This window comes from Nocardia sp. NPDC050408, assembly GCF_044458905.1.
Taxonomy (GTDB): domain Bacteria; phylum Actinomycetota; class Actinomycetes; order Mycobacteriales; family Mycobacteriaceae; genus Nocardia.
Window position 1 is genome coordinate 299,512 of the sequence record NZ_JBITIL010000007.1, and the last position, 24,700, is coordinate 324,211.

At 64.7% G+C, this 24,700-nt stretch carries 23 protein-coding genes and 2 tRNA genes; 9 read left to right on the plus strand and 16 right to left on the minus strand.

Annotated features, from left to right (window positions below; translation table 11 throughout):
* Nucleotides 1-119 precede the first annotated feature (119 nt).
* Both leuD and leuC read right to left on the minus strand, forming a co-directional pair.
* Nucleotides 120-728 carry a 3-isopropylmalate dehydratase small subunit gene (gene leuD / locus ACIBJI_RS23370; RefSeq protein ID WP_397085635.1) on the minus strand — a complete coding sequence of 203 codons (609 nt, stop codon included), beginning with the start codon at nucleotides 726-728 and terminating at the stop codon, nucleotides 120-122.
* Nucleotides 729-881: 153 nt separating this feature from the next.
* Complete coding sequence (leuC, locus tag ACIBJI_RS23375) at nucleotides 882-2,303, minus strand: 3-isopropylmalate dehydratase large subunit (protein ID WP_364341848.1); 1,422 nt, start codon at nucleotides 2,301-2,303, stop codon at nucleotides 882-884.
* A gap of 151 nt (nucleotides 2,304-2,454) precedes the next feature.
* Between leuC and ACIBJI_RS23380 the strand changes: the two genes are divergently transcribed.
* The 3 genes from ACIBJI_RS23380 (at nucleotide 2,455) to ACIBJI_RS23390 (ending at nucleotide 4,019) form a co-directional block, all read left to right on the plus strand.
* Nucleotides 2,455-3,156, plus strand: coding sequence for an IclR family transcriptional regulator (locus ACIBJI_RS23380; RefSeq protein ID WP_397085638.1), 702 nt, complete (start codon nucleotides 2,455-2,457; stop codon nucleotides 3,154-3,156).
* A 35-nt stretch (nucleotides 3,157-3,191) separates the two neighbouring features.
* Entirely contained in the window at nucleotides 3,192-3,692 is a 501-nt protein-coding gene (locus tag ACIBJI_RS23385) for a PPOX class F420-dependent oxidoreductase (protein WP_364341852.1), read from the plus strand.
* A 132-nt stretch (nucleotides 3,693-3,824) separates the two neighbouring features.
* A complete protein-coding gene (locus ACIBJI_RS23390; RefSeq protein ID WP_364341854.1) occupies nucleotides 3,825-4,019 on the plus strand; it encodes a DUF5302 domain-containing protein in 195 nt (64 codons plus the stop codon).
* A 558-nt stretch (nucleotides 4,020-4,577) separates the two neighbouring features.
* On the opposite strand, the gene ACIBJI_RS23395 is transcribed toward ACIBJI_RS23390, so the two are convergent.
* The 4 genes from ACIBJI_RS23395 to ACIBJI_RS23410 all read right to left on the minus strand — a co-directional run bounded on the left by ACIBJI_RS23395 (nucleotide 4,578) and on the right by ACIBJI_RS23410 (nucleotide 7,270).
* Nucleotides 4,578-4,650: transfer RNA gene (locus tag ACIBJI_RS23395), tRNA-Glu, on the minus strand.
* A 154-nt stretch (nucleotides 4,651-4,804) separates the two neighbouring features.
* Nucleotides 4,805-4,876 (minus strand) — tRNA-Gln (locus ACIBJI_RS23400).
* Nucleotides 4,877-5,010: 134 nt separating this feature from the next.
* A complete protein-coding gene (gltX, locus tag ACIBJI_RS23405; RefSeq protein WP_397085640.1) occupies nucleotides 5,011-6,483 on the minus strand; it encodes a glutamate--tRNA ligase in 1,473 nt (490 codons plus the stop codon).
* A gap of 13 nt (nucleotides 6,484-6,496) precedes the next feature.
* The gene (locus ACIBJI_RS23410) at nucleotides 6,497-7,270 is read right to left on the minus strand and encodes a fumarylacetoacetate hydrolase family protein (RefSeq protein ID WP_396956184.1); all 774 of its coding nucleotides are present in this window, start codon (nucleotides 7,268-7,270) and stop codon (nucleotides 6,497-6,499) included.
* Nucleotides 7,271-7,480: 210 nt separating this feature from the next.
* On the opposite strand from ACIBJI_RS23410, the gene ACIBJI_RS23415 reads away from it, so the two are divergent.
* On the plus strand, nucleotides 7,481-8,662 hold the full coding sequence (locus tag ACIBJI_RS23415) for an MFS transporter (protein WP_397085642.1): 1,182 nt from the start codon (nucleotides 7,481-7,483) through the stop codon (nucleotides 8,660-8,662).
* Between the two features lie 355 nt (nucleotides 8,663-9,017).
* Here ACIBJI_RS23415 and ACIBJI_RS23420 read toward each other — a convergent pair whose 3' ends face one another.
* The 3 genes from ACIBJI_RS23420 to serA form a co-directional block, all read right to left on the minus strand.
* The gene (locus ACIBJI_RS23420) at nucleotides 9,018-9,599 is read right to left on the minus strand and encodes a Uma2 family endonuclease (protein WP_397085644.1); all 582 of its coding nucleotides are present in this window, start codon (nucleotides 9,597-9,599) and stop codon (nucleotides 9,018-9,020) included.
* A gap of 78 nt (nucleotides 9,600-9,677) precedes the next feature.
* Nucleotides 9,678-10,685 carry a 3-isopropylmalate dehydrogenase gene (locus tag ACIBJI_RS23425; RefSeq protein WP_364341864.1) on the minus strand — a complete coding sequence of 336 codons (1,008 nt, stop codon included), beginning with the start codon at nucleotides 10,683-10,685 and terminating at the stop codon, nucleotides 9,678-9,680.
* A 198-nt stretch (nucleotides 10,686-10,883) separates the two neighbouring features.
* Nucleotides 10,884-12,482: a phosphoglycerate dehydrogenase gene (serA, locus tag ACIBJI_RS23430; RefSeq protein WP_364341866.1), complete on the minus strand. Its 1,599-nt coding sequence runs from the start codon at nucleotides 12,480-12,482 to the stop codon at nucleotides 10,884-10,886.
* A 776-nt stretch (nucleotides 12,483-13,258) separates the two neighbouring features.
* Between serA and ACIBJI_RS23435 the strand changes: the two genes are divergently transcribed.
* The gene (locus ACIBJI_RS23435) at nucleotides 13,259-13,564 is read left to right on the plus strand and encodes a hypothetical protein (protein ID WP_397085647.1); all 306 of its coding nucleotides are present in this window, start codon (nucleotides 13,259-13,261) and stop codon (nucleotides 13,562-13,564) included.
* Between the two features lie 473 nt (nucleotides 13,565-14,037).
* Here ACIBJI_RS23435 and ACIBJI_RS23440 read toward each other — a convergent pair whose 3' ends face one another.
* Nucleotides 14,038-14,532: a helix-turn-helix domain-containing protein gene (locus tag ACIBJI_RS23440; protein ID WP_364341870.1), complete on the minus strand. Its 495-nt coding sequence runs from the start codon at nucleotides 14,530-14,532 to the stop codon at nucleotides 14,038-14,040.
* A 106-nt stretch (nucleotides 14,533-14,638) separates the two neighbouring features.
* Here ACIBJI_RS23440 and ACIBJI_RS23445 point away from each other — a divergent pair, with 106 nt between their 5' ends.
* Nucleotides 14,639-15,283 carry a dihydrofolate reductase family protein gene (locus ACIBJI_RS23445; RefSeq protein ID WP_397085649.1) on the plus strand — a complete coding sequence of 215 codons (645 nt, stop codon included), beginning with the start codon at nucleotides 14,639-14,641 and terminating at the stop codon, nucleotides 15,281-15,283.
* A 66-nt stretch (nucleotides 15,284-15,349) separates the two neighbouring features.
* On the opposite strand, the gene ACIBJI_RS23450 is transcribed toward ACIBJI_RS23445, so the two are convergent.
* The 6 genes from ACIBJI_RS23450 to ACIBJI_RS23475 form a co-directional block, all read right to left on the minus strand.
* Nucleotides 15,350-15,553 carry a cold-shock protein gene (locus ACIBJI_RS23450; RefSeq protein ID WP_040693519.1) on the minus strand — a complete coding sequence of 68 codons (204 nt, stop codon included), beginning with the start codon at nucleotides 15,551-15,553 and terminating at the stop codon, nucleotides 15,350-15,352.
* Between the two features lie 437 nt (nucleotides 15,554-15,990).
* Nucleotides 15,991-17,847 carry a 3D-(3,5/4)-trihydroxycyclohexane-1,2-dione acylhydrolase (decyclizing) gene (gene iolD / locus ACIBJI_RS23455; RefSeq protein WP_397085651.1) on the minus strand — a complete coding sequence of 619 codons (1,857 nt, stop codon included), beginning with the start codon at nucleotides 17,845-17,847 and terminating at the stop codon, nucleotides 15,991-15,993.
* A complete protein-coding gene (locus tag ACIBJI_RS23460; RefSeq protein ID WP_364341877.1) occupies nucleotides 17,844-18,671 on the minus strand; it encodes an ATP-binding cassette domain-containing protein in 828 nt (275 codons plus the stop codon). Before ACIBJI_RS23460 ends, iolD begins: the two co-directional genes overlap by 4 nt.
* Nucleotides 18,668-19,720: an ABC transporter permease gene (locus ACIBJI_RS23465; protein WP_364341879.1), complete on the minus strand. Its 1,053-nt coding sequence runs from the start codon at nucleotides 19,718-19,720 to the stop codon at nucleotides 18,668-18,670. The genes ACIBJI_RS23460 and ACIBJI_RS23465 overlap by 4 nt, the downstream gene beginning before the upstream one ends.
* A 13-nt stretch (nucleotides 19,721-19,733) precedes the next feature.
* The gene (locus tag ACIBJI_RS23470) at nucleotides 19,734-20,741 is read right to left on the minus strand and encodes a sugar ABC transporter substrate-binding protein (protein WP_364341881.1); all 1,008 of its coding nucleotides are present in this window, start codon (nucleotides 20,739-20,741) and stop codon (nucleotides 19,734-19,736) included.
* A gap of 10 nt (nucleotides 20,742-20,751) precedes the next feature.
* Nucleotides 20,752-21,654 (minus strand): TIM barrel protein, encoded by a 903-nt coding sequence (locus ACIBJI_RS23475; protein ID WP_364341883.1) that lies wholly within the window; start codon nucleotides 21,652-21,654, stop codon nucleotides 20,752-20,754.
* A 254-nt stretch (nucleotides 21,655-21,908) separates the two neighbouring features.
* On the opposite strand from ACIBJI_RS23475, the gene ACIBJI_RS23480 reads away from it, so the two are divergent.
* The 3 genes from ACIBJI_RS23480 to ACIBJI_RS23490 all read left to right on the plus strand — a co-directional run.
* Nucleotides 21,909-22,913: a LacI family DNA-binding transcriptional regulator gene (locus ACIBJI_RS23480; protein WP_397085655.1), complete on the plus strand. Its 1,005-nt coding sequence runs from the start codon at nucleotides 21,909-21,911 to the stop codon at nucleotides 22,911-22,913.
* A 49-nt stretch (nucleotides 22,914-22,962) separates the two neighbouring features.
* The gene (locus tag ACIBJI_RS23485) at nucleotides 22,963-23,982 is read left to right on the plus strand and encodes a Gfo/Idh/MocA family oxidoreductase (RefSeq protein ID WP_397085657.1); all 1,020 of its coding nucleotides are present in this window, start codon (nucleotides 22,963-22,965) and stop codon (nucleotides 23,980-23,982) included.
* A gap of 140 nt (nucleotides 23,983-24,122) precedes the next feature.
* The coding region (locus ACIBJI_RS23490; protein ID WP_397085659.1) for an IS5 family transposase at nucleotides 24,123-24,700 on the plus strand (578 nt) is incomplete at its 3' end.

Below are 24,700 nucleotides of genomic sequence, written 5' to 3' on the forward strand. Positions count from 1 at the left end.
ACTAGGTACCACGGTAAACCCACTTTGAGCAAGAGTCTATGTGCCACGCCAAAATTCATGTGGTTTAGCACACGTCCAGCTACCACCCCAAGGCTAACTCAGCTATCGCTACCGGGCGATTACACCTGCGAAATATGCGCCGGAAGGGTTGTGGGTTTCCAACTTGGCCTTGCCTTTTCGAACTCGCCGATGACGTCACTACGCCGTAGTGTCAGCCCGATGTCGTCCAATCCTTCGAGCAGACGCCACCGCGTGTAGTCATCAATATCGAACGGCAACACGACGGTTCCGGCCGTCACCGTGCGCGCCTCGAGGTCTACTACCAATTCGAGACCGGGCTGTTCCTCGAGCAACTTCCAGAGCATTTCGACATCGTTCTGTGACATCTGCGCGGCCAACAGTCCACCCTTACCCGCATTGCCGCGGAAGATGTCAGCGAAGCGCGCGGAGATGACGACTCGAAAGCCGTAGTCCGACAGCGCCCATACAGCGTGCTCGCGGGAGGATCCGGTACCGAAGTCCGTGCCGGCCACCAGCACACTGCCACGGTTATACGGTTCGGTGTTCAGAATGAAGTCCGGATCCGATCGCCATGCTGCGAACAGTCCGTCCTCGAATCCCGTTCGCGTCACCCGCTTCAGGTACACGGCCGGAATGATCTGATCGGTGTCGACATTGGATCGGCGCAGCGGCACTCCGATCCCCTTGTGCACAGTGAAGGCTTCCATTTGCTGATTCTCCTGGGTCATTAGACGATTTGGGCTGGCTGTTTCGAGTGACTTGCAAGCAGTCACTAGCGGCGCTGTTTCGAGTGACCTGCAAGCAGTCGCTGGCCGCCAGCAGAACGAATCGGCGCGGACACAACGGCGTCCGCGCGCCGATCAGTCCAGATCCGTAGGCGAGGACAGGGTGCCGCGGACTGCCGTAGCGGCCGCTACGAGCGGGGAAACCAGGTGTGTACGGCCACCTTTGCCCTGCCGACCCTCGAAGTTACGGTTCGAAGTCGAAGCACAACGCTGACCCGGCGCGAGCTGATCGGGATTCATTCCCAAGCACATCGAGCAGCCCGCCTGACGCCATTCGGCGCCCGCCGCGGTGAAAATCTCGCCCAATCCTTCTTTTTCCGCCTGAGCGCGCACCCGCATAGATCCCGGTACAACCAACATTCGCACCCCGTCGGCGACGCGGCGTCCCTTCAAAATCCCGGCGACCGCACGCAAATCCTCGATGCGTCCGTTGGTGCACGAACCGACGAATACGGCGTCGACCGATACATCACGAAGCGGAGTACCCGGCTCCAAATCCATGTATCGCAACGCTTTCTCCGCGGACTCGCGCGCCGTCTCGTCGGTAATCTGCGCGGGATCGGGTACCTGCGCACCCAGTGGCGCACCCTGCCCCGGGTTGGTACCCCAGGTTACGAACGGGGTCAGCGAGGCGGCGTCGATGTGCACCTCAGCGTCGAAAACCGCCCCCTCATCGGTCGCGAGCGCATCCCAGGCGGCCACTGCGGCATCCCAGTCGGCTCCCTGCGGCGCGTGCGGGCGGCCTTTGAGGAATTCGTAGGTGGTTTCGTCAGCAGCGATCATGCCGGCCCGCGCGCCCGCCTCGATCGACATGTTGCAGATCGTCATTCGCGCCTCCATGGACATGGCGCGAATGGCCTCGCCGCGATACTCGAGCACATAGCCCTGACCACCGCCGGTACCGATCTGGGCGATGACCGCCAGAATCAGGTCCTTGCTCGTCACACCGGGCGGCAATTGGCCGTCCACGGTGATCGCCATGGTCTTGAACGGGCGCAGCGAGAGTGTCTGCGTGGCAAGGACGTGCTCGACCTCGCTGGTACCGATGCCCATGGCCAGCGCGCCGAACGCGCCGTGCGTGGAGGTGTGGCTATCGCCGCACACCACCGTCATTCCGGGCTGGGTCAAACCCAATTGCGGCCCGACGACGTGCACGATGCCCTGATCCAGATCCCCCATCGGGTGCAGTCGCACACCGAATTCCGCGCAATTGCGGCGCAGCGTCTCGACCTGGGTGCGCGAAATAGGGTCCGCGATCGGCTTATCGATATCGATCGTCGGGACGTTGTGGTCCTCGGTCGCGATGGTGAGATCGGGACGGCGCACGGGACGCCCCGCGGCGCGAAGTCCGTCGAAGGCCTGCGGGCTGGTCACCTCGTGTACGAGGTGCAGATCGATGTAGATCAGATCGGGCTCCCGCGAGGCGCCCTCGCCCTGTCCGCGGGCGACGACATGCTGCTCCCACACCTTCTCGGCCAGTGTGCGACGCTCGGCCATTCTCGATCACCTTTCCGACGAGCAACCGGGGTACGCGATCCGGGCTGAGACGCGCTCACGGCTGCACAAGTTTTCGACTGTTTCCGACGCGTCCGGAGCGAGCAGTCCACTAAAATGGCTTTCTCAGTATCCGAGACGCTAATATCGTTCTATGAGACAGCATAGCGGTATCGGCGTCCTCGATAAAGCGGTGTCAGTGTTATATGCCGTCGCCGAGCACCCATGCGGTCTCAACGAACTGTGCACCCGCACCGGCCTGCCCCGGGCCACCGCCCATCGCCTAGCCGTCGGGCTCGAGGTGCACCGGCTGCTGTCCCGCGACAACAACGGCCTGTGGCGGCCCGGACCCGCCCTGGCCGAACTCGCTGCCGGGGCCACCGATCCACTGCACGAGGCGGCTACGGCCATTCTCCCCCGCCTGCGCGAGATCACCGGCGAGAGCGTTCAGATCTACTGCCGGGACGGCAATGCGCGGGTCTGCATCGCGGCCCTCGAACCGCCAGTCGGCCTGCGCGACACCGTGCCGATCGGGGCGCGACTGCCGCTCACCGCGGGCTCGGCGGCCAAGGTGCTGGTCGCCTGGGCAGATCCGGAACTGCAGCGCATCATCCTGGCCGACGCGGTATTCGGCGAGCGGGCACTGGCCGAGGTCCGCAAGCGCGGCTGGGCCCAGAGCGCCGCCGAGCGGGCCAGCGGTGTGGCCAGCGTCTCCGCACCAGTGCGCGACGCTGCGGGCCACGTCATCGCGGCCGTCTCGGTATCCGGACCGATCGATCGCATTGGCCGCAGGCCGGGCGCGCGCTGGGCGGCCGACCTGGTCGCCGCCGCTGACGCACTTCACAAGCGACTGTAACGCGTTCTAGTTTCGACCCTCTAAAGTTGGTGCGCATGGGAGTAAACCAACGGGCACAGATCGTCATGTCCGACGCCGAGATTTCCGAATTCCTGGAGCGCAGCCGCATCGCGACGCTGGCCACCATCGGCCCGAACGGTGCACCGCATCTGACCGCGATGTGGTACGCCCTGATCGACGGCGAGATCTGGTTCGAGACCAAAGCCAAATCGCAAAAAGCGGTGAACCTACGCCGCGACCCCCGCGTAACCTGCATGGTCGAGGCGGGCCAGACCTACGACCAGCTGCGCGGCGTCTCGATCGAAGGCCACGCCGAGATCATCGATGATGCGGACAAGCTCTTCGCCGTCGGCGTGAGCGTTTGGGAGCGCTACACCGGCCCCTACAGCGAAGAGGTCCGCCCGCTCGTCGAGCAGATGCTCAACAAGCGCATAGCGGTCCGCGTTATCCCAGATCGCCTGCGCAGCTGGGACCACCGCAAACTCGGCCTCCCCCAACTCCCGGTAGGCGGCACCACCGCCCAACCCCTCGACTGATCGCGCCACGCGGACAAAATCCGCCTGACACGCCGGGTGCGGCACAGTAGCGTCAACCCTGTTCGACCCGAATCGGCAGCGCGGCGACGCCCCGTGGCGCGCGCCACCCGGCCGCGACGACGAGGAGCAGACATGGCGGAAGCAGAAAGTTCCAACGGCAAGGCGGCACCAAGCACCGAAGAGGTAAAACGCAAGTTCAAGGAAGCTCTGGAGCGCAAAAACCAGCACCACGCCAAGTCGAACGACCACCTCGACGGCCGCTCCAAGGCCACCTCCGCCCAAGGCAACGCGAGCCATAAGCGGGAATTCCGCCGCAAGAGCGGATAGGAAGCCCAACCGATACGCAAGAGGCCCTCCAGCGGACCGCTGGAGGGCCTCTTGCGTATCGCGGCCCTGTCGAGACCCCAACTCCGGCGGATCACAAGGAACTCGGGTCACCTGCTCAACGGCACAATGCCGGCCCAGCCCCGACCAAGCAGCGCCATCCCGAGCCAGCGGCCCATGAGGCACAAAGCCCCCAGCGGCAACCAACCGCCTCCCGGATAACGGCACCCTGAGCTGACGTTATCCCGGGCGCACCAACGTCCCGAGTAAGTGCCCTAGGAGCGCAGCCCTCTGGCTAGGGACATCGGCTCCCACTCACAACAACCTGATGATCCCACTCCCCACCACCGCGACAAACGCCCCCAGCAGCAGCGAGGAAACAGACCCACACCCACCCAAATGACACCCATGACCTGCTGTTCCGGGGCGAAGCCTCCGGCCGAACTCGGGGGTCCGGGGGCAAAGCCCTCCGGGTGGGGGTGTGGGGGTTTCACCCCCACAAGACAATGCGAAGCAGAAAAAGGCCCATGCTCTCCATGAGCATGGGCCTCCCATTCTGCGTAGCCCCGACGGGATTCGAACCCGCGCTACCGCCTTGAGAGGGCGGCGTCCTAGGCCGCTAGACGACGGGGCCAGGACTGGATCTCCCACATTTCAGTGGGAGATCTTTCCGGTTGATCTTTCGATCAGTGGAAGCTCGGTTAGCTTAGCCGACCGGAGCTCGGCGACCAAATCGCCGGATGCTGAACAACTTTCGGTCGCGCGCCGAGAGGAGAACAACATTTCCGCTGGGGTACCAGGACTCGAACCTAGAATGGCTGAACCAGAATCAGCTGTGTTGCCAATTACACCATACCCCAATGACCAGGACGTTCGACCTCGTGTCCGGCTGACCCGAGGCCCTGTTCCGAGCCGAGAAGTAGAGTACCAAACCGCATACGGTTTACTACAAATCGCCTGCTCAACGCCCTGTTTTTTGGTCAGAGACAGATTTTCAGGCCGGTGCCGTCCAGTCCCGCGCCGAGCGCAGTCGAGCCAGGCTCGTCTCGCGGCCGAGAAGCTCCAGCGATTCGTACAGCGGCGGGCTGATATGCGAACCCGTCACTGCCACTCGCACTGGTGCGAACGCCTTGCGCGGTTTGAGCCCCAGATCATCGATGAGCGCCGTTTTGAGCGCATCCTCGATAGCGGGGGTGGTCCAGGCCGGCAGCGGCTCGAGCGCGGCAATGGCGGCATCCAATACCGGCGTCGCTTCGGAACCGAGATTCTTCGACCCCGCCGCCGGATCAATCGCGAACTGTTCCGCGGGCGCCAACAAGAAACGCAGCAGATCCCATGCGTCGGACAACACCACGATCCGGGTCTGCACCAGTTCGGCGGCCGCGGCGAACAACTTGTCGTCGATGTCGGCGCCGATGTGGCCGTGTTCGGTGAGGAACTCACGCAAGCGGTGCGTGAAATCACCCGGCTCCAGCAATCGGATGTGTTCGGCGTTGAGTGCGTCGGCCTTCTTCTGATCGAAACGGGCCGGATTCGAATTCACCTTCGAGATATCGAAGGCTGCCACCATCTCTGCCATCGAGAAAACATCGCGATCATCCGCGATGCCCCAGCCGAGTAGCGCCAGGTAATTCAGCAAACCCTCCGGGATGAATCCCCTATCCCGATGGACGAACAGATTCGACTCCGGATCGCGCTTGGACAACTTCTTGTTGCCCTGCCCCATCACGAACGGCAGATGACCGAACTCGGGAGTGAACTCGGCGACGCCGATCCGGCGCATAGCCGCATAGAGCGCGATTTGACGGGGAGTGGACGAGAGAATGTCCTCACCGCGCAACACATGGGTGATCTTCATCAATGCGTCGTCGACCGGGTTAACCAGCGTATAGAGCGGATCGCCATTACCGCGAGTGAGTGCGAAATCGGGCACGGTACCCGCTTTGAAGGTGGTTTCGCCGCGCACGAGATCGTGCCAGGTGATGTCTTCATCGGGCATTCGGAGTCGGATTACCGCCGGGCGTCCGGCGGCACGATGGGCCGCGATCTCCCCGGGGGTGAGATCGCGGTCATAGTTGTCGTAGCCGAGTTTCGGATCCCGGCCCGCGGCGCGATGGCGCTCTTCGACTTCCTCGGCCGTCGAAAAGGATTCGTAGGCTTCACCGGCGGCCAGCAAATTCCGCACGACCTCCATATGCAGCTCGCGTCGCTGCGATTGCCGATAGGGCGCATAGGGCCCGCCGACCTCCGGCCCCTCGTCCCAGGTGAGGCCGAGCCAGCGCAGCGCGTCCAGGATCGCACCGTAGGATTCTTCGGAATCGCGTGCGGCATCGGTATCTTCGATGCGAAAGACGAACTTGCCGCCGGTGTGGCGGGCGTACGCCCAATTGAACAGCGCCGTCCGGACCAGGCCGACATGCGGCGTTCCGGTCGGTGACGGGCAGAAGCGGACCCGTACTTCAGTCATGGCTCTCTTTCGACTAGCGCTTGGCGGCAACAGGATTGGTGAGGGTTCCGATGCCCTCGACGGTGACGGAGACGTTCTGTCCGGCCTGCAGTGGGCCGACGCCCTCCGGGGTGCCGGTGAGCAGCACATCGCCGGGCAGCAGTGTCATCACCGTGGTCACCCACTCGATGAACTTCGGAATATCATGCAGCAGAAGCGAAGTGCGGCTGCGCTGGCGGACCTCGCCGTCGACTTCGGTGACGATCTCCAGATCCGAAGGGTCGAGCGAGGTTTCGATCCACGGGCCGAGCGGGCAGAAGGTGTCGTAGCCCTTGCCCCGGGTCCACTGACCGTCGTGCTTCTGCTGATCGCGCGCGGTCACATCGTTGGCGACGGTGTAGCCGAGCACCACATCGAGCGCGCGGGCGGCGGGCACATCCTTGCACGGACGGCCGATGACGATTGCCAGCTCGCCCTCGTAGTCCACCTGGGATGAGCTGGGCGGCAATACGATCGACGCATTCGGGCCGATGATCGAGGTGCTCGGCTTCATGAAGATCACCGGATCCGCCGGTGCGACCCCACCCATTTCGGCCGCGTGCGCGGCGTAGTTCTTACCGATGCAGACCACCTTGCTGGCCAGAATCGGCGCGAGCAGGCGCACGTCGGCCAGCGGCCAACTCCGCCCGGTGAATGTCGGAGTACCGAACGGATGTTCCGCGATCTCCTTGGCGACGCTCTGGCTCCCCTCCCCTTCGATGCTGACGAAAGCGACTCCATCGGGACTGGCGATTCGACCTAGACGCATGCACCGCAGTCTATCGACCGCCCTCGACCTGCTCGAACGCGCCCGACCGAGCGGTCCGGAACCGTACGGGGTGGCGGGTTCGGCGGCCCGCGATGTGAGCAGTTCGACAGAACCACAGCGGAATCCAGTTGCTCACCGGGTGTACGGTAAGTCTCGATGTTCACACAATGAGAACTCAGTCCCATATATTGAGATTCCGAGGTGAGGCCGATGGCTACGACGGTGACGCAGATGCGCGACATCCGACGGTGGTCCATGCTCGGTCTCGGCGTGTTCGCGCAGGCCTCCAGTGCCGTCTTCATCCACGGCGTGCCATTTCTACTGCCCGCGCTGACCGCCGACGGCATGCCGCTGGCTACCGCGGGCCTGCTCGTAGCCATGCCGACCGTCGGGTTGGTGTGCACGCTGATCGCCTGGGGATATGTCGTGGACCGGATCGGCGAGCACAAGGTGCTGGTCAGCGGACCGCTGCTGATGTTCGGTGCCGGTGTCGCGGCGGCTACCGTCTCCGATTACGTGCTGCTCGGCGCATTGTTGTTCCTTGGCGGCGTCGGCGCGGCGAGTACGAATGGCGCCAGCGGCCGGGTGATCGTCGGATGGTTCCCGCCGCAGCGACGCGGACTGGCAATGGGAATTCGACAGACCGCACAGCCGATCGGCGTCGGTATCGGCGCGCTCAGCATTCCGGCCGTCGCGGCCGCGCACGGTGTCTCGGCGGCCATTCTGGTGCCCGCGGTGATGGCGGGGGTCGCCGCGCTCGGCTGCCTGATCGGGATCGTCGATCCGCCACGGCCCGCGGGCCGCGCAGCGGATCGGGTCAACCCGTATCGCGGCGATTCCACCCTGTGGCGCATCCATGCGGTGTCGGTACTGCTGTGCATTCCCCAAGGGACCGTATGGACTTTCGCATTATTGTGGTTGCACAATGACGTTGGCTGGTCGCTGCCCGTAGCGGGTGCTCTGGTGACCGGAACCCAATTCCTCGGCGCCCTAGGACGAATCGGCGCCGGCGCCTGGTCCGACCGCGTCGGCAGCCGACTGGGGCCGCTGCGCACCGTCGCCATCGCCGCCGTAATCTCCATGGGCGCCTTGGCTTTGGCCGCGTGGACGCATGCATGGTGGGCCGCGATTCCGTTGCTGATCGCCGCGTCGATCATCACGGTCTCCGATAACGGTTTGGCTTTCACGGCGGTCGCCGAGATCGCCGGACCGTTCTGGAGTGGACGCGGACTGGGTATCCAGAACACCGGCCAGAACCTCGCAATGGCCGCTATACCACCGGTTTTCGGCGCGCTGATCACCGCAAGCGGATTCCCTGCCGCCTACCTGCTGGCCGCCGTGTTGGCAATGGCGGCGGTTCCACTGGTCCCTGTTCACCGCCGATCCGATTAACGGCCCCTTAGGAATTCGCGCCCGTTCCGGTTCGCCGGTGCGAGCGCGATGGATGTGCGTCGGCCGGCCAACCCCGACGACGCAATCGGGCCGCCATCATGACCGCACATGCAGGGCCCACCGCGGAACAATTGGCCGACCTCGCAAGCTCGGACCAGTCGTCACCGAATCCGTCAGTGCGGCAGCCACGGTCGTCGAACAGCAGTCCAGCGGTCGCCCGCTGCGATGTTGGCGGCCATCGGGCCGATCGCCGAGCCTACGGCGCGGGTCCACGATGCTATCGCGGGTGTCATCCATGAGTCGATTCGATGCATTGCCGCGCGGATCGGCGCCGCACTGACCGAGCGCGAATAGTTCAGATCTCGATCAAAACAGCTGGATCGAAACTCACCCGGAACGGTGGCTCGGCGCGGATCGACGCGGTGAATACGGTTCCTGCCGGCACCACTGGATGGGCGCTAAAGGCACCGTCCGCGAGCAGCATTCGGTGGATCCGGACCTCCGGATGATGTTCGACTATCCAGTACTGCGGAATGTCGATGGCCGCGTACTCGCGAACCTTCCTGACCCGATCGGTGCGTTCGCTGCCGTCGCCCGGCGTGACGACCTCCACGGCGAGCAGCACCTCCGCACCGGCAACCAGTCTGGGCGTTTCGGCGATAATCGCAGCCCGTGCCACATCTCTCGGGATCACCACGATATCGGGCTTGCGAATGCCGCTGGGCGTGTTGACTTCCCAACCACCGCCGATAAATACATGCACCGCGGCCCCACCGGCCGCGACATCGATGAGCCGCCCGACCCGCTGCACCACGAAATCGTGACGCGCACCGCCCACGATCTCGATCAACCATCCGTCCTCGAGCTCGAAACCCTTACCGCCGTTCGGCAAACGGCGCAGATCGACATCGGTAAACGGTCCCCGACGCTCGGTCATTGGATTCCCTCGTGTTCCTGCGGAGCGGAAAGGCCCGCACTCGAAACTCGCTCGAGCGCGGGCCTCAGACAGAACACGTCAGACCGCCGCGGCGATCCGATCTCCGATCTCGACGGTCGAAGCCCCACCGGTGCGCGACGCGAGATCCTTGGCGACCGCCGCTTCGATGCGGGCGGCGCCTTCGGTATTTCCGAGATGGTTGAGCAGCAACGCCACCGACAGAATCGCGGCGGTCGGATCGGCCTTGGACTGACCCGCGATATCGGGGGCGCTGCCGTGGACCGGCTCGAACATGCTCGGGTTGGTGCCGGAGGCATCGATATTGCCGCTGGCCGCCAGGCCGATACCACCGCTGACCGCGGCCGCGAGGTCGGTGATGATGTCGCCGAAGAGGTTGTCGGTGACGATCACATCGTAGCGGCCCGGATCGTTCACCATATGGATGGTGGCGGCGTCGATGTGCTGGTAGGCGGTCTGCACCTCGGGGAACTCCGCCGCGACCTCATTCACCGTGCGCTGCCACAGCGAACCGGCGAAGGTCAGCACATTGTTCTTGTGCACCAGGGTGAGGTGCTTGCGCCGGGCCTGCGCCTTGGCGAAGGCGTAGCGCACGACCCGCTCGATGCCGAAGCGGGTGTTGGTGCTCACCTCGGTGGCCACCTCGTGCGGCGTCTCTACCCGGATCGCGCCGCCGGTGCCGGTGTAGGGGCCCTCGGTGCCCTCGCGCACGACCACGAAGTCGATATCCGGATTGCCCGCGAGCGGACTGGTCACACCCGGGTACAGCTTCGACGGACGCAGGTTCACATGATGATCGAGCGCGAACCGGGTGCGCAGCAGCAGTCCGCGCTCGAGTACACCGCTGGGCACCGACGGATCGCCGATCGCGCCGAGCAGGATCGCATCGTGCTGCTTCAGCTCGGGCAGTACCGAATCCGGCAGGATCTCGCCGGTCGCGTGGTAGCGCCGCGCGCCAAGGTCGTATTCGGTCTTCTCGACCCCCGGCTGCACCACGTCGAGCACCTTGAGCGCCTCGGCGATGACCTCGGGCCCGATCCCATCACCAGCGATAACAGCAAGCTTCATAACACCAATGCTCCGTTCAGTAATGCCGACCGCCACCGTACTTCGCCCAGCACCGCTCACCGCTGCCAGGCATCGCAGCGCAGGTTTCCGCACGCCGCGCACTGTTTCGTCCGGCAATCACGTGCGCGGCGCGACACTTCGTGCGCGGCACATGTGACGACGCCGCGCACGGGTAGGTGTGCGCGGCGGCGGTGGCGGTCAGAAGAGGTCGACGACGACGATCTTGGCGGCGCCGACGGATTCGGCGATCGCGGCCTGGACGTCGGCGGGGACTTCGCGGGCCACACGTAGAACCACGGTCGCGCCCTCCTTATCGACATCCTGGCTCAGCTGCGCGGCGAGGATGTCGATCTCGGCCTCACCGAGCTTGGTGCCGATCTTGCCCAGGGCGCCCGGCTTGTCCTCGTAGTTCAGCACGGCCAGATTCAGACCTTCGGCGCGCATGTCGTAGTTGCGACCGTTGATGTTGACGATCTTCTGCACCTGCTGCGGCTCGGTCAGCGTGCCCGCCACATTCAGGGTGCTGCCGTCGCCGAAGACCGCGCGCAGGTCGACGACGCTGCGGTGGCTCGGGCTCTCCGAAACCTTGGTGACCTCGGTGGTAATGCCGCGGTCCTTGGCCAAGGCGGGAGCGTTGACGAAGGTGACCTGGTCCTCGACCAGCGCGGAGAAGATGCCGCGCAGCGCCGAAAGCTCCAGCACCGCAACATCTTGTGCGGCCAGCTCGCCACGCACCTGCACCTCGACGCTGACCGGCAGCTCGTTGGACACCGCACCGAGCAAATGCCCCTGCTTGCGCACGATCTCCAGCCACGGCGCGACCTCGTCGCCGACGGCGCCACCGGTGACATTCACCGCACCCGGCACGAACTCACCGGCCAGGGCCAGCAGTACGGACTTGGCGACATCGGTGCCCGCGCGGTCCTGTGCCTCGGCGGTGGATGCACCCAGGTGCGGGGTCACCACGACCTGCGGCAGGTCGAACAGCGGACTGTCGGTGCACGGCTCGGTGTCGAATACATCCAGACCGGCGGCACGCACGTGACCCGACTTGATGGCGTCGGCGAGCGCCTGCTCATCGACCAGCCCACCGCGTGCGGCATTGACGATGATGACGCCCGGCTTGGTCTTGGCGATGGCTTCCTTGCCGATGATGCCCTTGGTCTCCGGGGTCTTCGGCAGGTGCACCGAGATCAGGTCGGCGCGCTCGAGCAGCTCGTCCAGGCTCAGCAGTTCGATGCCGAGCTGGGCGGCGCGGGCCGGGGAGACGTAGGGGTCGTACGCGATCACCTTGGTCTCGAAGGCGGCCAGACGCGCGGCGAACAGCTGGCCGATGCGGCCGAGGCCGACCACACCGACGGTCTTGTCGAAGATCTCGACGCCGTTGAACTTGCTGCGCTGCCAGGTCCGCTCGCGCAGAGTGGAATCGGCGGCCGGGATCTGGCGGGCCGCGGCCAGTAGCAGCGTGACGGCGTGCTCGGCGGCGGTGTGGATGTTGGAGGTGGGCGCGTTGACCACCATGACGCCGCGCTCGGTGGCCGCGGGCACATCGACATTGTCGAGGCCGACGCCGGCGCGGGCGACGATCTTCAGGTTCTTCCCGGCCTCGAGCACCTCGGCGTCGACGGTGGTCGCCGAGCGGACGAGTAGGGCATCCGCCTCGGGCACCGCGGCCAGCAGCGCCGGACGGTCGGGGCCGTCGACCCAGCGGACCTCGACACCGTCACCGAGCGCGTCGACGGTCGACTGGGCGAGCTTGTCGGCGATCAGAACAACAGGACGGCCTGCTTGGCTCACTGTGGGGTACTCCTGGGAGGAAAGGGGTCGGCAATTACCGCGCCCAAGCTTAGTTGGCCGGAATCCGCCGCGGCCTACTCCCCCGGTAGGCGGGTGCCTCAACATGGAGGAAGGCCCCGCACCAACGGTGCGAGGCCTTCCCTCGTCGCACGCCGTCACGGCGGCGTCGGCACGATCGATTCGATCGACCGAGACAGCGCTATCAGCCGCCGAAAGAACCCGTCCACAGGGTGTTGAGAATACCGTGCAGAGCAGCGCTACCGGTGGAGAACAGGCCGTTCAGGGCGGCGGAACCGGTGTCGATGATAACGGGGATCATGAAATTCCTCTTCGTCGAAAACTAATCCAGTCGAACTGGCTGACACATGACACATCGGAGCGTGAACAAATCCGGTTACGAAATTCTGACGAATTGTGACGCAGACTACATATCGCTTTTCATTGTGATCTGGACAACCGACCAACACTCTACTGATCAGGCGATATATGCATGAACGCAGGTCGGAAGCGCTTTTTCGCGCGGTAATTAGATCAGCAAAAGAAGTTTTCTAAGAGATCTCTGAGAGAATGTTCGACAGCGCCTGAGATCTGTCCGAGATAGGACGCGGTGCAACCCCGGCAACCTTCGTACATAACAGACTGCATTGCCGCCTCATCGCGAGTCAGCGTATTAATCGGCGCGATACGTCAGATACGGCCGCGCCAAGATCAACGCGACAGCAAGCATGGCGCTACTTGTATACACGGGCAGCAGAGGAATGAACGCGGTGTAGCGGATGGAGAAGGGGATCACCAGCGCGCTGGCCGAGCCCGCGGCAGCCGTGCCGCGCAGTATCCACCCACACCTCGCCACTGTCGCCAACCCCACAGCCCGAGGCGACGATCGCCACCGCCGTAGCCATCAGCGCGCCACCGAATCCGGCGATGAGGACGCCGACCCCGGTCGCGATCACCAGCAGGCGGCCTCCGAGCGCGCGGCGCTCGGGACATTCCGACGGCGCCGTCCAATGCGGCGTGGTCGGCTTGCGTCACACCGCGAGCAGGAACGTAGGAAACAGCATGACCGCCGCCGTGACGTGTAGTGGCTCGTCGAAGCCGATCACCAGGAAGTAGAACAGCGCCGGAAACTCGATCAGCCCGGAGAGCAGATACGCGGGGCGCAGACCCGGCGGCCGTATGCCGCCTCAGGCCGCGCCGGTGTACAGCACGTCGATGGCGATCATGACAGTGCCGGACCCAAAGACTGCCGCCGAGCCGATGCCGGCGACGATCATGCCGATGCCGACGAGCGGACCTCAGCACCAGGCGGGACAAGGTCGTGGGTCCAGCGGAACGCCACGAAGGGTCGGCGGTGGTGGTGCGGTCGGTTGTGCGGCCTCGATGGCAGTGGAACGAGCCGGGTCCGGCGGCGATCAGCACCGCGGGTGTCGCCGGCACGATGGCGGCAGTGTCGGCCGACGCCGTCATCGCGGCGGCGGTATCGGATTCGGTCAGGCAGTGCCGCTCAGCGGGTTCGCCGATGACAGATGTCATCGAGGCGCCACTGGTCCGCCGGTCACACCTCGGCGACCGCAGCCGCGTAAGCGCGGGCCAAACGGTCGGTGGCGGTCGGCGCGTCCGGATCGGGACGCGGAATCCCGAGGTGCGACTCACGCAGTTCGTTCATGAACTCGGCCCACAGCTGCGGTCCACCCTCCTCGAGGAGTTCCGCTCGCACGCGCAGGCGCTTCGTCGTCGGGCGATGCCGCAGCCCCCATGCGCCCAATTGCGCCATGATCGGCACCAACTGGATCGCGGGCTCGGTGAGCCGGTACTCGGCCTTCTGGCCGGGACGAGTGTCCTCTCGACTGAGTAGTCCGGCCGCGACCAGGCGCTTGAGCCGGTCGGACAGAATATTGGACGCGATCCCCTCCTCCGATCCGGCCAGCAGCTCGCGGAAGTGGCGGCGATTGCCGAACATCACGTCACGCAGCACCAGCAGCGTCCATCGATCGCCGATCACCTCGATGGTCGCGTTGATCGGGCAGCCCGAACGTCCATCGTCGCGCATGTGGCGCTCCTTCCCTCGACATTTCTGCTTGCATTCTACAACCAGTTGCGCATAGGCTGCCCACAAGCGATTGCAAAATGCAATCAGATCAGAGAAGAGACACATCATGGCAAAGTTGCGCGTGCACAACATCGCGATCTCGCTCGACGGCTACATCGCCGGACCGAATCAGGGACCCGAGAACCCGCTCGGCGAGGGCGGATTGCGGCTGCACGATTGGGTGTGGGCCACGCGCTACGCGCACCAGATGGACGGCGCGAACACCGGCGAGACCGGCGTGGACAACGATTTCATGGTCGCGGGCGATGCCGGCATCGGCGCAACCATCATGGGGCGCAACATGTTCGGCCCGATCCGCGGTCCGTGGACCGATCACGAATGGAAGGGTTGGTGGGGCGACAACCCGCCCTACCACCACGACACCTTCGTGATGACCCACCACGCGCGGCCGTCGCTGCCGATGGAGGGTGGCACAACGTTCCATTTCGTGAACCAAACGCCGGAAGCCGTTCTGCGCCAAGCATTCAAGGCCGCGGACGGTCAGGATGTGCGGCTCGCGGGCGGCTCATCGGCGATTCGGCAGTTTCTGCGCGCCGGTCTGGTGGACGAGATGCATCTCGCGGTGGTCCCGATCCTGCTCGGCGCGGGCGAGCGGCTCTACGACGATCTCGCCACCCTGCCGGGCTACGAGATCAGTTCGGTGGTTCACTCCCCCGCGGTCACCCATGTCACCTTCGGCAAGAGCGCCTGAATGTCCCCGAAAACGACGAGAGGCCCGCACCCCCTGCCGGGTGCGAGCCTCCTAAGTCACGCTTGATCAGATAGCGCGGACGTCCTGGGCCTGCGGGCCCTTCTGGCCCTGGCCGATCTCGAACTCCACGCGCTGGCCCTCTTCGAGGGACCGGAAACCCGAGCCGGAAACGGCCGAGTAATGCACGAAGACGTCAGGGCCGCCTCCGTCTTGAGCGATAAAGCCGAAGCCCTTCTCGCTGTTGAACCACTTCACACTGCCTTGAGCCATGTTCTTTACTTCTTACTTCCTGTTGATGAGCCGAGCAGATCACTTCGATAAGCCCGATCTCGTGATCAACAATGCCATCATCGGACGAATTCGGCCACTTCCAGCAGTGGCAACTGTGAGCAAGCCGACGTTGGAGCAACGGTGTGGCCGCGGACGCAACATCGGTTGCGAAGGGCTGGCTACCCTGATCATCGACCGGTAGCGGAGCATAGATCGCCAGGTCAGCGCGCAGTTTCGGCTACCGATGCGGACTCGGCCGAAATCCCAGCAACCACGCTCGACATAGACCTCGCACCGGAACTGAGAATTCGCAAAGAAAATACGACAGTTCGGGCTCAGATGTGCACTAAGTGGTCGGTTTTCAGTTATGCAGCCGTGACCAAGTGAGCCATGCGATCGTCATATTGATGGAATTTCCGGCCGCAGGCCACGACCGGCTAGTCCGCTGATTCGGCTCTGTTCAGGTAACGCAGCTGCGCCGTCTTGGCCTGGTCGTAGGCCGCGCGGCCCGCCAGGTGCTCTGGCACACCGACCTCCCACCAGGCACCCGCATCGGTCCAGGCGGACGGCTGGGTGCGCACGACCACAACGGCCGGCCGGGACTCGCTCAGTGCCGCTGCCCTGGCCCGCGCATACGCGCCGCGGAACTCGGTCAGATCGGTCGCGGTGAAGACCGCGCAGCCCAATGATCTTGCGTGGCTTGCGAAGTCGACGCGCGGCGGTCGCACGTGGTTGGTGCGGCAGTCGGCATAGAAGTTGTTGAAGGGGTCGCCGCCCTGACCTTCTTGGAGCCGGGCGATCACCGCGTAGCCGTCGTTGTCGCAGACGACCGCGACGAATCGGTGGCCCGCGAAGGCCGCGGAGAACAGCTCCGAGTTGAGCATCAAATAGGAGCCGTCGCCCAGCATGGTGGTGACCAGACCGTGCACATGCGCCATCGCCGCACCCCAGGCACCCGCGAGTTCGTAACCCATGCAGGAGAACCCGTACTCGACGTCCATGGTCGGCACGGTGCCGGTGGCCCGCCAGCCGCCGATCAGCTCGCCGGGCATACCGCCCGAGGCGGTCATCACATAGTCGTCGGGTGCACTCAATTCGTTGACGACGCCGACGATTTGGGCGTAGCTCGGAATGCCCGGTGTCGGTGCGCGCAGCTTGTCGATATGGGCGTCCCAGGTGGTGCGGAGTCCTTCCGCGCGCTCGGACCATTCGGTATCGACTTGCCAATTCGCCAGGAGCGCAGCCAATTCCCGCACCGTCGCGTCGGCATCACCCACGACCGCGAGCGCACCGTGCTTCACCGCGTCGAAACGGGCCGTGTTGACGGTGATCAGCCGGACGTCGGGCGCGAAGACGGTCCAGGAGGCGGTCGTGAAGTCCTGAAGTCGGGTGCCGATGGCCAACACCAGATCCGCCTGTGCTGCAGCGGCATTGGCCGACGCCGAGCCGGTAATGCCCAGCGGACCGGCATACAACTCGTGGTCGTGCGGTACGAGAGTGCGCCCAGCCGTCGTTTCGGTTATCGGAATTCCGTGCCGCTCAGCGAATTCGAGTACCAGCCGGCCCGCACCCGAATAGCGCACACCGCCGCCGAGGACCAACAGTGGACGTCGCGCCGATCGCAGTGCCCGCGCTGTCTCGGCCAGCACCCGAGAGTCTGGGCGCGAACGTGTGATTCGGTGTACGACCGGCTCGAAAAGCGCCTCGGGAAAGTCGTAGGTCTCGGCTTGGACGTCCTGTGGCAATGCCAATGTCACAGGGCCCACATCAGCCGCATCGGTCAGCACCCGCGCCGCCTGGGGCAAGGTGGCAATCAGTTGTTCCGGTCGGGTGATGCGGTCGAAGTAGCGGCTGACCGCGCGGAAGGCATCGTTGACGGTAATGGTCGGGTCGCCGAAGTGTTCGACCTGTTGCAGCACCGGATCCGGTGCGCGGTTGGTGAAGGTATCCCCCGGAAGCAGCAGCAGCGGAAGACGATTCGCATGTGCCACTCCGGCGGCCGTCACCATATTCAGCGCGCCGGGACCGATCGAGGACGTCGCGATTCCGACCTGACGTCGGTGGGTCGCCTTCGCCAGGCCGACGGCTGCCAGCGCCATTCCCTGCTCGGTATGCCCACGCCAGACCGGGATTTCATCGCGACGCTCGGATAGTGCGGTGCCGAGGCCGAGCACATTGCCGTGCCCGAATATCGCGAAAGCCGCCGGGAACAACGGTACTTCGCGGCCGTCGAAGGTCTCCGAATGCTGGGCGACCAGCCAGCCGACCAGTGCCTGCGCCGTTGTCAGCCTCACGGCGTCACCACGCGCTGCAATTCGTGCTGCAGTGCGTCCAATTCGGCACCGCCGGCCATTTGTCTTGTCAACTCCGGCAGGTCGATCTTCGACTTCTCGTACGAGCCGAGCATCGCACCGCGTTTGAGCAGCAGGAAGCGGTCGCCAACCGGATAAGCATGGTGCGGGTTGTGGGTGATGAGGATGACCCCGAGCCCGCGATCCCGGGCCTGCACAACGTACTTCAGTACGACACCGGCCTGTTTCACCCCCAGGGCGGCGGTCGGTTCATCCAGGATGAGCACCTTGGCCCCGTAGTGCACGGCCCTGGCGATCGCGATGCACTGGCGTTGTCCGCCCGACAGCGTGCCGACCGGCTGTTCCATGTCCCGGATCTCGATCCCCATGTCCGCCAACGCCTCTCGCGCGATATCGCGGCCTCTGCGACGGTCGAGCAGTCGCAGCGGACCGTAGCCGATGGTCGGCTCGGAGCCGAGTACGAAGTTGCGCCAGACGCTCATCAGCGGCACCACGGCGAGATCCTGGTAGACGGTCGCGATGCCGTGGTCCAAAGCCTCGCGGGGCGAAGACAACCGGGTCGGCCGGCCATCCAGCTTCAGTTCACCGCGATCGTGCTGATGTACTCCGGCGAGAACCTTGATCAGGGTCGACTTGCCCGCACCGTTATCGCCGAGGATGCAGGTGACCTGTCCGGCATTAACCACGGTGGAGACGTCACGTAGTGCGACGACACCGCCGTAGCTCTTGCCGATATCGATCGCTTCGATCAGGGGTGGCCCACCCGTCACCCGACCACCAGAATCGCTACGCGATGCTGTGTTCATCGGCGTACCCTTTCGGCTCGCTTCTTGAATATGTTGTTGACCAACACCGCGGCCAGCAGCAGCACGCCGAGGAACAGCATGAACCAGTCGCTGTCCCACCCGGCGAAAACGATGCCCTGCCGTGCCATGCCGAAGATCAGCGCGCCGATGGCGGCGCCGATCGCGGAACCGAATCCGCCGGTCAGCAGGCAGCCGCCGACCACGGCCGCGATGATGTAGTGCAGTTCCAGCCCGACGCCCTGATTCGCCTGCACGCTGGAGAACCGGAGGATACTGCAAGATCCGACTACCCAACCGGCGAAGGCGGTGGTCATGAAGAGCAGGATCTTCGTCCGATCGGCGGGGACGCCGACAGCCCGCGCGCTCGGCAGCGCACCGCCCACCGCGAAAATCCAGTTGCCGAACTTGGTGCGCACCAGGACAAGTGCGGCGATCGCGGTGAGGACCACCCACCAGACGACCGACGCTTGCAGGTGCGTATCGCCGATGTCCAATGTCGAGGCGAAGACCCAGCCCGCCGAGTTGTATCCGTCGGCGGCTCGAATGCCCGACACCTGAACGGTTCCGGTAACCAGACGGGTGACGCCGAGGTTGAGACCTTGCAGCGCAAGGAAAGTGCCAAGAGTAACGATGAAACTCGGTAGCCCCGTTCGCATCACGAGCCAGCCGTTGAAGGCACCCACCATAAGCGCGAAGAGCAGCGAAACCAGGAGCGCGAGCCAGACATTCCAACCCGCGTGCACCGCGAGCAATGCGGTGACCAGCGCGGTAGAAGCGGTCATGACACCGGCCGAGAGGTCGAATTCGCCGCCGATCATCAGCAATGCGACCGCGACCGCCATGATGCCGAGCGTGGATGAATCGTCCAGCCAGGTCGCGACACCGAGTGAGCTGAGGAAACGGTCGGTAATGATCGAGAAGAATACGAAGACCAGTGCGGCGCCGAGCAATGCGCCGATCTCCGGACGCACGACCACCCGCTGCAACAGCGACGGCCCGTCGGGCGGGGTGTTGGGCGTGACCTCGGAAGTTTTTGTGGCAATAGTCATTTCATCCACTCCCTCAGCGCATACCCAGTGCCACGCGGGCCGCGACAGCTTCGACATTGTTCTTGTCGACGAAGGCGGGACCCGTCTGCACCGGTGCGCCACCACCCACCGAGTTCAGATTCGTCCGATACAGCTGCAGCAGCACGATCGGCAGATAGCCCTGTTCGTACTGCTGCTGGTCCACGGCGAACAGCAGCTTCCCGGCCCGAATGGCCTCGACCACATCGGTATTCAGATCGAAGGTCGCGACTGTCGCCGTCGACAGCGATTCCTTCACACCGTCCACCGCACGGGCGGCTACCTGTGAATTCAGCGTGAGCACGGCGTCGATGGACCTGTCCGCCTCCAATGCGCCCTTGATGCGGGACTGCGCGTCAGTGGGATTGTTGATATCCACCTGCAGCGTGGTGCCATTGCCGAAGGCCTTGGTCGCGCCGTCACAGCGCTGGTTGGCACCGATATTGCCCGCCTCGTGGATCACGCACAGCAACTTCTTGCGACCAGCGTCGGCGAGGCGCTTGCCCGCGGCCTGTCCGGCCAGTGTTTCGCTCTGCCCCACATGGCCGATCGCACCGAACTCGGTGCTCTCGCTCTCACCGGAGTTGATGGTCACCACCGGAATGCCCGCGGCAATGGCCTTTTCGATCGAGGATCTCAGAGCTTCAGGATTCGCCATCGATACAACGAGACCGTCCACGCCTTGTGCGACAGCGTTATCGATGAGTTTGGCCTGCTGCCCCGGATCGCCCGAGGAGTTGTACTCGACGCGGACGCCGAGATCCTTGCCCGCCGCCTCCGCGCCATTCTTGACGACGTTCCAGAAGGCGTCGCCTGGGCTGCCGTGGGTCACCACCGCGACGGAGCCCAATTTGCCTTGCGCGACCGGGGATTGGGTCGGGGCGGAAACATCCGCACCCGGACCCGTACACGCGGCGAGGAGGGTGGCCGCAGCCAGCCACGGCAGCACGCGACGGGATCGCCGCCACCATGCCGTGCGTATTTCCAGCGACATCGTTGTCATCACTTCCCATCTAGATTCGGACTGAGCCCAGCGCGGAAGCTATGCCCGCAAGGTGGATCAGACTGCGGGCGGCGTCGCGGCTGGGCAGTTCTGCCGAATCCTTCGGGCGCAATGCCGTGTCCTGTTCGATGACGTACCAGCCGCGGTAGCCTGCGGCGTGTACGCCGCGTACCAGAGCCTCGATGTCGATATCGCCGTCGCCGAGCGGGGCGTAGATGCCGCGGCGGACGGCATCGCTGTATTCCATTGCGCCGCTGCGTACTCGGTCGGCAATGGCGTTGCGCACATCCTTGAGATGGATATGTCCGATGCGATCCGGATGGCGCTGCGCGAGACGCACCGGATCGGTGCCGCCGATCAGCAGATGGCCGGTATCCAGGCAGAGGTCCAGATCGGAATCGGTAAGGAACCTGTCGACTTCGGCGTCGCTCTCGATGTAGGTGCCGACGTGCGGATGCAGGGTGGTGCGCAATCCGAATTCGGCGGCGACATCTCGGATGGCGCCAGCGGTTCGGATCAGGGTCCGCCATTCTTCATCGGAAAGTGTTGGGCGCATGTCGTATCCGTCGAGCCCGGTCGCGGCCGCGAGGACGACCACCTCCGCACCCGTCGCTGCGAAAAGCGCGGCGTTTTCGCGGGCGGTCTCGATTGCCTGTGCCGGGCCGCAGTGCAGCGGGAGGGCGAGGAAGCCCCCGACGGCGGTGATGCCGAAATCATCGAGCAGCGAGCGCAATTCGGCTGGATTCTGCGGTAGGTAGCCGGGCGGGCCCAGTTCCGTCGCGGAGATGCCGAGGGCGGACATCTCGGTAAGGACGGTCCGCGCGTCGAGCACGTGACCCCAACCGGGGACTTCGCAGACACCCCAGGAGATCGGTGCGGCCGCGATACGTAGCGGATAGCGAGGTTGGGTCATCCGGCTCTCCGACCTTCGGTGTCGATCTGGCGCTGTTGGAGCGCTCCAACTATGTAACGTAGGTCATAGAGTGTCAAGTACTGCATCGGTCGCTGTTTCATCGCTGCTACCTGCGAAAATTCGTATTTGCAGCGAAAATACCCGACGCTGACGGTGAGAAAAATGTCGGATTAGAGCGCTCTATTGATAAGGCCAGGCCAACCTTGTAACGTCCGACACTGCAGGAGCACGGTGGGATGCGGAACGGAGGCGAGATGGCGCGACCGACCATGGAAGACGTCGCCGCCCGCGCCGGGGTGTCCCGCGCGCTGGTCTCCCTCGTCATGCGCAACTCCCCGAAGGTCAGCGAACATCGTCGCCGCGCGGTGCTGGCGGCCGCGAAGGAGCTCGGCTATCAGCCGCACATCATGGCGCGGTCGCTGGCCAGCCGGACCTCCAACATCATCGGCGTCACGGTCTCCGACCTGCGCAACGCGTTCTTCGCCGATGTGGTGGAGGGTATGGACGCGGCCGCGCAGGACGCAGACCTGGAACTGATCCTCAATACCGGACGCCGCAGCGCCGCCCGTGAGCGCACGGCACTGGAAAGCCTGCTGTCCTTCCGCCCCGGCGGAATCATCCTGCTTTCACCCGTACTGCCGGTGGCGGCCATTCGCGACGCCGCCGAGAAATGCCCGATCGTGCTCATTTCGCGCAGCTCTACGATCGCGGACGTCGATACCGTCAATGACGACGGCGAGATCGGCGCCGCGCTGGCCGTGGATCATCTGGTCTCGCTCGGCCACCGCCGGATCGTGCATCTCGACGGCGGCGGGGCCTTCACCGCTGCCGCGCGCCGTCGCGGTTACCGTGCCGCGATGGCACGAAAAGGGCTGGAGCCCATGATCATCGCCAGCGAGCACACCGACTCGGGAGGCATCACGGCGGTCCAGAAACTGCTGAATCTGTTCTCTCGTGAGAACTTCCCCACCGCACTGGTGTGCGGCAACGACTTCAATGCCGTCGGCGCGATGTCGGCACTCGAAGAAGCCGGACTTTCGGTGCCGCACGATGTTTCGGTCATCGGCTATGACAACACCTCTCTTGCCGCCCTGCGCCACGTCTCCCTTACCACCATCGATCAGCCGCGAATTCAGATGGGCCGCTTGGCAATCGAGGCATTGGTCGAGCGCCTGCGCGACGGCCGTACCGACCCAATGCGCCGCCGCCTGGAACCTTCACTGGTCGTTCGCGCGACGACCGCAGCACCACGCAACTGACGCTTTCGTATACCCACCGCCAATTCGCATTTCACCAGGAGGAGAGCCGATGACATCAGCACACACCGTCACGCTGGGCCTGGCGGGCACCGGCCGTATCGGCACCTCCCATGCCGAAACACTGAAACACCTACCCGGTGTCGAGACCGTCATCGTCGCGGATGCCGACGCCGAACGCGCCCACGCCGCCGCCACCAAACTCGGCGTTCAAGCCGTCCCCGACATCGACACACTCTTCGCCGCCCCACTCGACGGCCTCATCATCGCCACCGCCACCGACTCCCACCCCGAACTCATCACCCGCGCCGTCGATCAAGGCATCCCGGTCTTCTGCGAAAAACCAGTAGCCACCGACATCCAAGGCACCCGCGCCGTCATCGCCCACCTCGAAAACTCCACCGTTCCAGTCCAAATCGGCTTCCAACGCCGCTTCGACGCCGGCTACCGCGCCGCCCGCGATGCCATCGCCTCCGGTTCACTCGGCTGGCTGCACACCTTGCGCGCCACCACCCTCGACCCCACTCCCCCACCCGCCGAATACATTCCCCACTCCGGTGGCATCTTCCGCGACTGCGGCGTACACGATTTCGACATCATCCGGTGGGTTACGGGGCGCGAAGTAGTGGAGGTCTACGCAACCGGAGCCAACCGCGGCGGGCAATTCTTCGCCGACGCGGGCGATGTGGACACCGCAGCGGTGCTGCTGCGCCTGGACGACGGCGCTCTGGCCACAGTCTCCCTCGGCCGCTACAACGGCGCAGGCTACGACGTCCGTCTAGAAGCCCTCGGCTCCCTCGGAAATGCCGTCGTCGGCCTCGACGACCGGTCACCGTTGACTTCCGTCGAACCCGACTACGCCCCTTCGCCATACCCCGCCTACCCCAGCTTCATGGAACGCTTCCGTCGGGCCTACACCGACGAACTCGCGGCGTTCCTCTCCGTAGTATCTGGCGAACTCGCCAGCCCCTGCACGCCCGCCGACGCACTCGAAGCGTTCTATATCGCTGAAGCATGCGAACTTTCGCGACACGAAAATCGGCCAGTTGCCGTGGCCGGAGTCCGCCGCTGACAGGTCCGCGTCGCACTGGGCTCCCACCTAGGGCGTGTTTCATAAGTGCTGAGGGGTGATCGCCGCCGTCGTGATTGCGGCTGAAAGTCGTTGCCGGGGTGGGTGTGTCGATGCCGTGAGATGGGTGAGGTCTCCGGTAGATGGGTTCAGCGACCAAGCAGAACCTGAATACCGGAGACCTCGTGGCCAGCGTAGCGGTGGCGGGGCGAGCGGATTTGACCGATGCCCAGTGGGCGCGGTTGGAGCCGTTGCTGCCTCGTGGCAAGAAGGCGGGTCGTCCGCCGAAGTGGAGCAAACGCCAGATCATCGACGGGATTCGGTGGCGCATTCGGGTGGGTGCGCCGTGGCGGGATGTGCCGGATCGGTATGGGCCCTGGCAGACGGTGTATGGGTTGTTCCGGCGGTGGCAGCGTGCTGGGAACTGGGCGTTGCTGCTGAAGTTGTTGCAGATACTCGCCGATGCGAATGGCGGTATCTGCTGGCAGGTGAGTGTGGACTCGACCATCATGCGGGCCCATCAGCATGCCGCTGGGGCTGTCCGCGATGGCAGCGCTCAGGCCGAGCCCCCGGGTGGGGTCGAGGTCGAGCCGGCCGATCACGCGCTCGGCCGGTCTCGGGGTGGATGGTCGACGAAGCTGCACCTGGCCTGTGAACAGGGTTTGGCGCCGTTGGCGGTCCTGATTACCGGTGGTCAGGCCGGTGACAGTCCGTACTTCAC

Coding starts and splice junctions, on each gene's coding strand:
- ACIBJI_RS23470 (WP_364341881.1), bottom strand. CDS start 20,741: ATGACAACGATGTCGCTGGAAATACGCACGGCATGGTGGCGGCGATCC.
- ACIBJI_RS23475 (WP_364341883.1), bottom strand. CDS start 21,654: ATGACCCAACCTCGCTATCCGCTACGTATCGCGGCCGCACCGATCTCC.
- ACIBJI_RS23385 (WP_364341852.1), top strand. CDS start 3,192: ATGGGAGTAAACCAACGGGCACAGATCGTCATGTCCGACGCCGAGATT.
- ACIBJI_RS23450 (WP_040693519.1), bottom strand. CDS start 15,553: ATGGCTCAAGGCAGTGTGAAGTGGTTCAACAGCGAGAAGGGCTTCGGC.
- ACIBJI_RS23420 (WP_397085644.1), bottom strand. CDS start 9,599: ATGACCGAGCGTCGGGGACCGTTTACCGATGTCGATCTGCGCCGTTTG.
- ACIBJI_RS23380 (WP_397085638.1), top strand. CDS start 2,455: ATGAGACAGCATAGCGGTATCGGCGTCCTCGATAAAGCGGTGTCAGTG.
- ACIBJI_RS23440 (WP_364341870.1), bottom strand. CDS start 14,532: ATGCGCGACGATGGACGTTCGGGCTGCCCGATCAACGCGACCATCGAG.
- ACIBJI_RS23415 (WP_397085642.1), top strand. CDS start 7,481: ATGGCTACGACGGTGACGCAGATGCGCGACATCCGACGGTGGTCCATG.
- ACIBJI_RS23435 (WP_397085647.1), top strand. CDS start 13,259: ATGGAGAAGGGGATCACCAGCGCGCTGGCCGAGCCCGCGGCAGCCGTG.
- ACIBJI_RS23425 (WP_364341864.1), bottom strand. CDS start 10,685: ATGAAGCTTGCTGTTATCGCTGGTGATGGGATCGGGCCCGAGGTCATC.
- ACIBJI_RS23460 (WP_364341877.1), bottom strand. CDS start 18,671: ATGAACACAGCATCGCGTAGCGATTCTGGTGGTCGGGTGACGGGTGGG.
- gltX (WP_397085640.1), bottom strand. CDS start 6,483: ATGACTGAAGTACGGGTCCGCTTCTGCCCGTCACCGACCGGAACGCCG.
- ACIBJI_RS23410 (WP_396956184.1), bottom strand. CDS start 7,270: ATGCGTCTAGGTCGAATCGCCAGTCCCGATGGAGTCGCTTTCGTCAGC.
- ACIBJI_RS23390 (WP_364341854.1), top strand. CDS start 3,825: ATGGCGGAAGCAGAAAGTTCCAACGGCAAGGCGGCACCAAGCACCGAA.
- leuC (WP_364341848.1), bottom strand. CDS start 2,303: ATGGCCGAGCGTCGCACACTGGCCGAGAAGGTGTGGGAGCAGCATGTC.
- ACIBJI_RS23485 (WP_397085657.1), top strand. CDS start 22,963: ATGACATCAGCACACACCGTCACGCTGGGCCTGGCGGGCACCGGCCGT.
- ACIBJI_RS23480 (WP_397085655.1), top strand. CDS start 21,909: ATGGCGCGACCGACCATGGAAGACGTCGCCGCCCGCGCCGGGGTGTCC.
- ACIBJI_RS23465 (WP_364341879.1), bottom strand. CDS start 19,720: ATGACTATTGCCACAAAAACTTCCGAGGTCACGCCCAACACCCCGCCC.
- ACIBJI_RS23445 (WP_397085649.1), top strand. CDS start 14,639: ATGGCAAAGTTGCGCGTGCACAACATCGCGATCTCGCTCGACGGCTAC.
- leuD (WP_397085635.1), bottom strand. CDS start 728: ATGGAAGCCTTCACTGTGCACAAGGGGATCGGAGTGCCGCTGCGCCGA.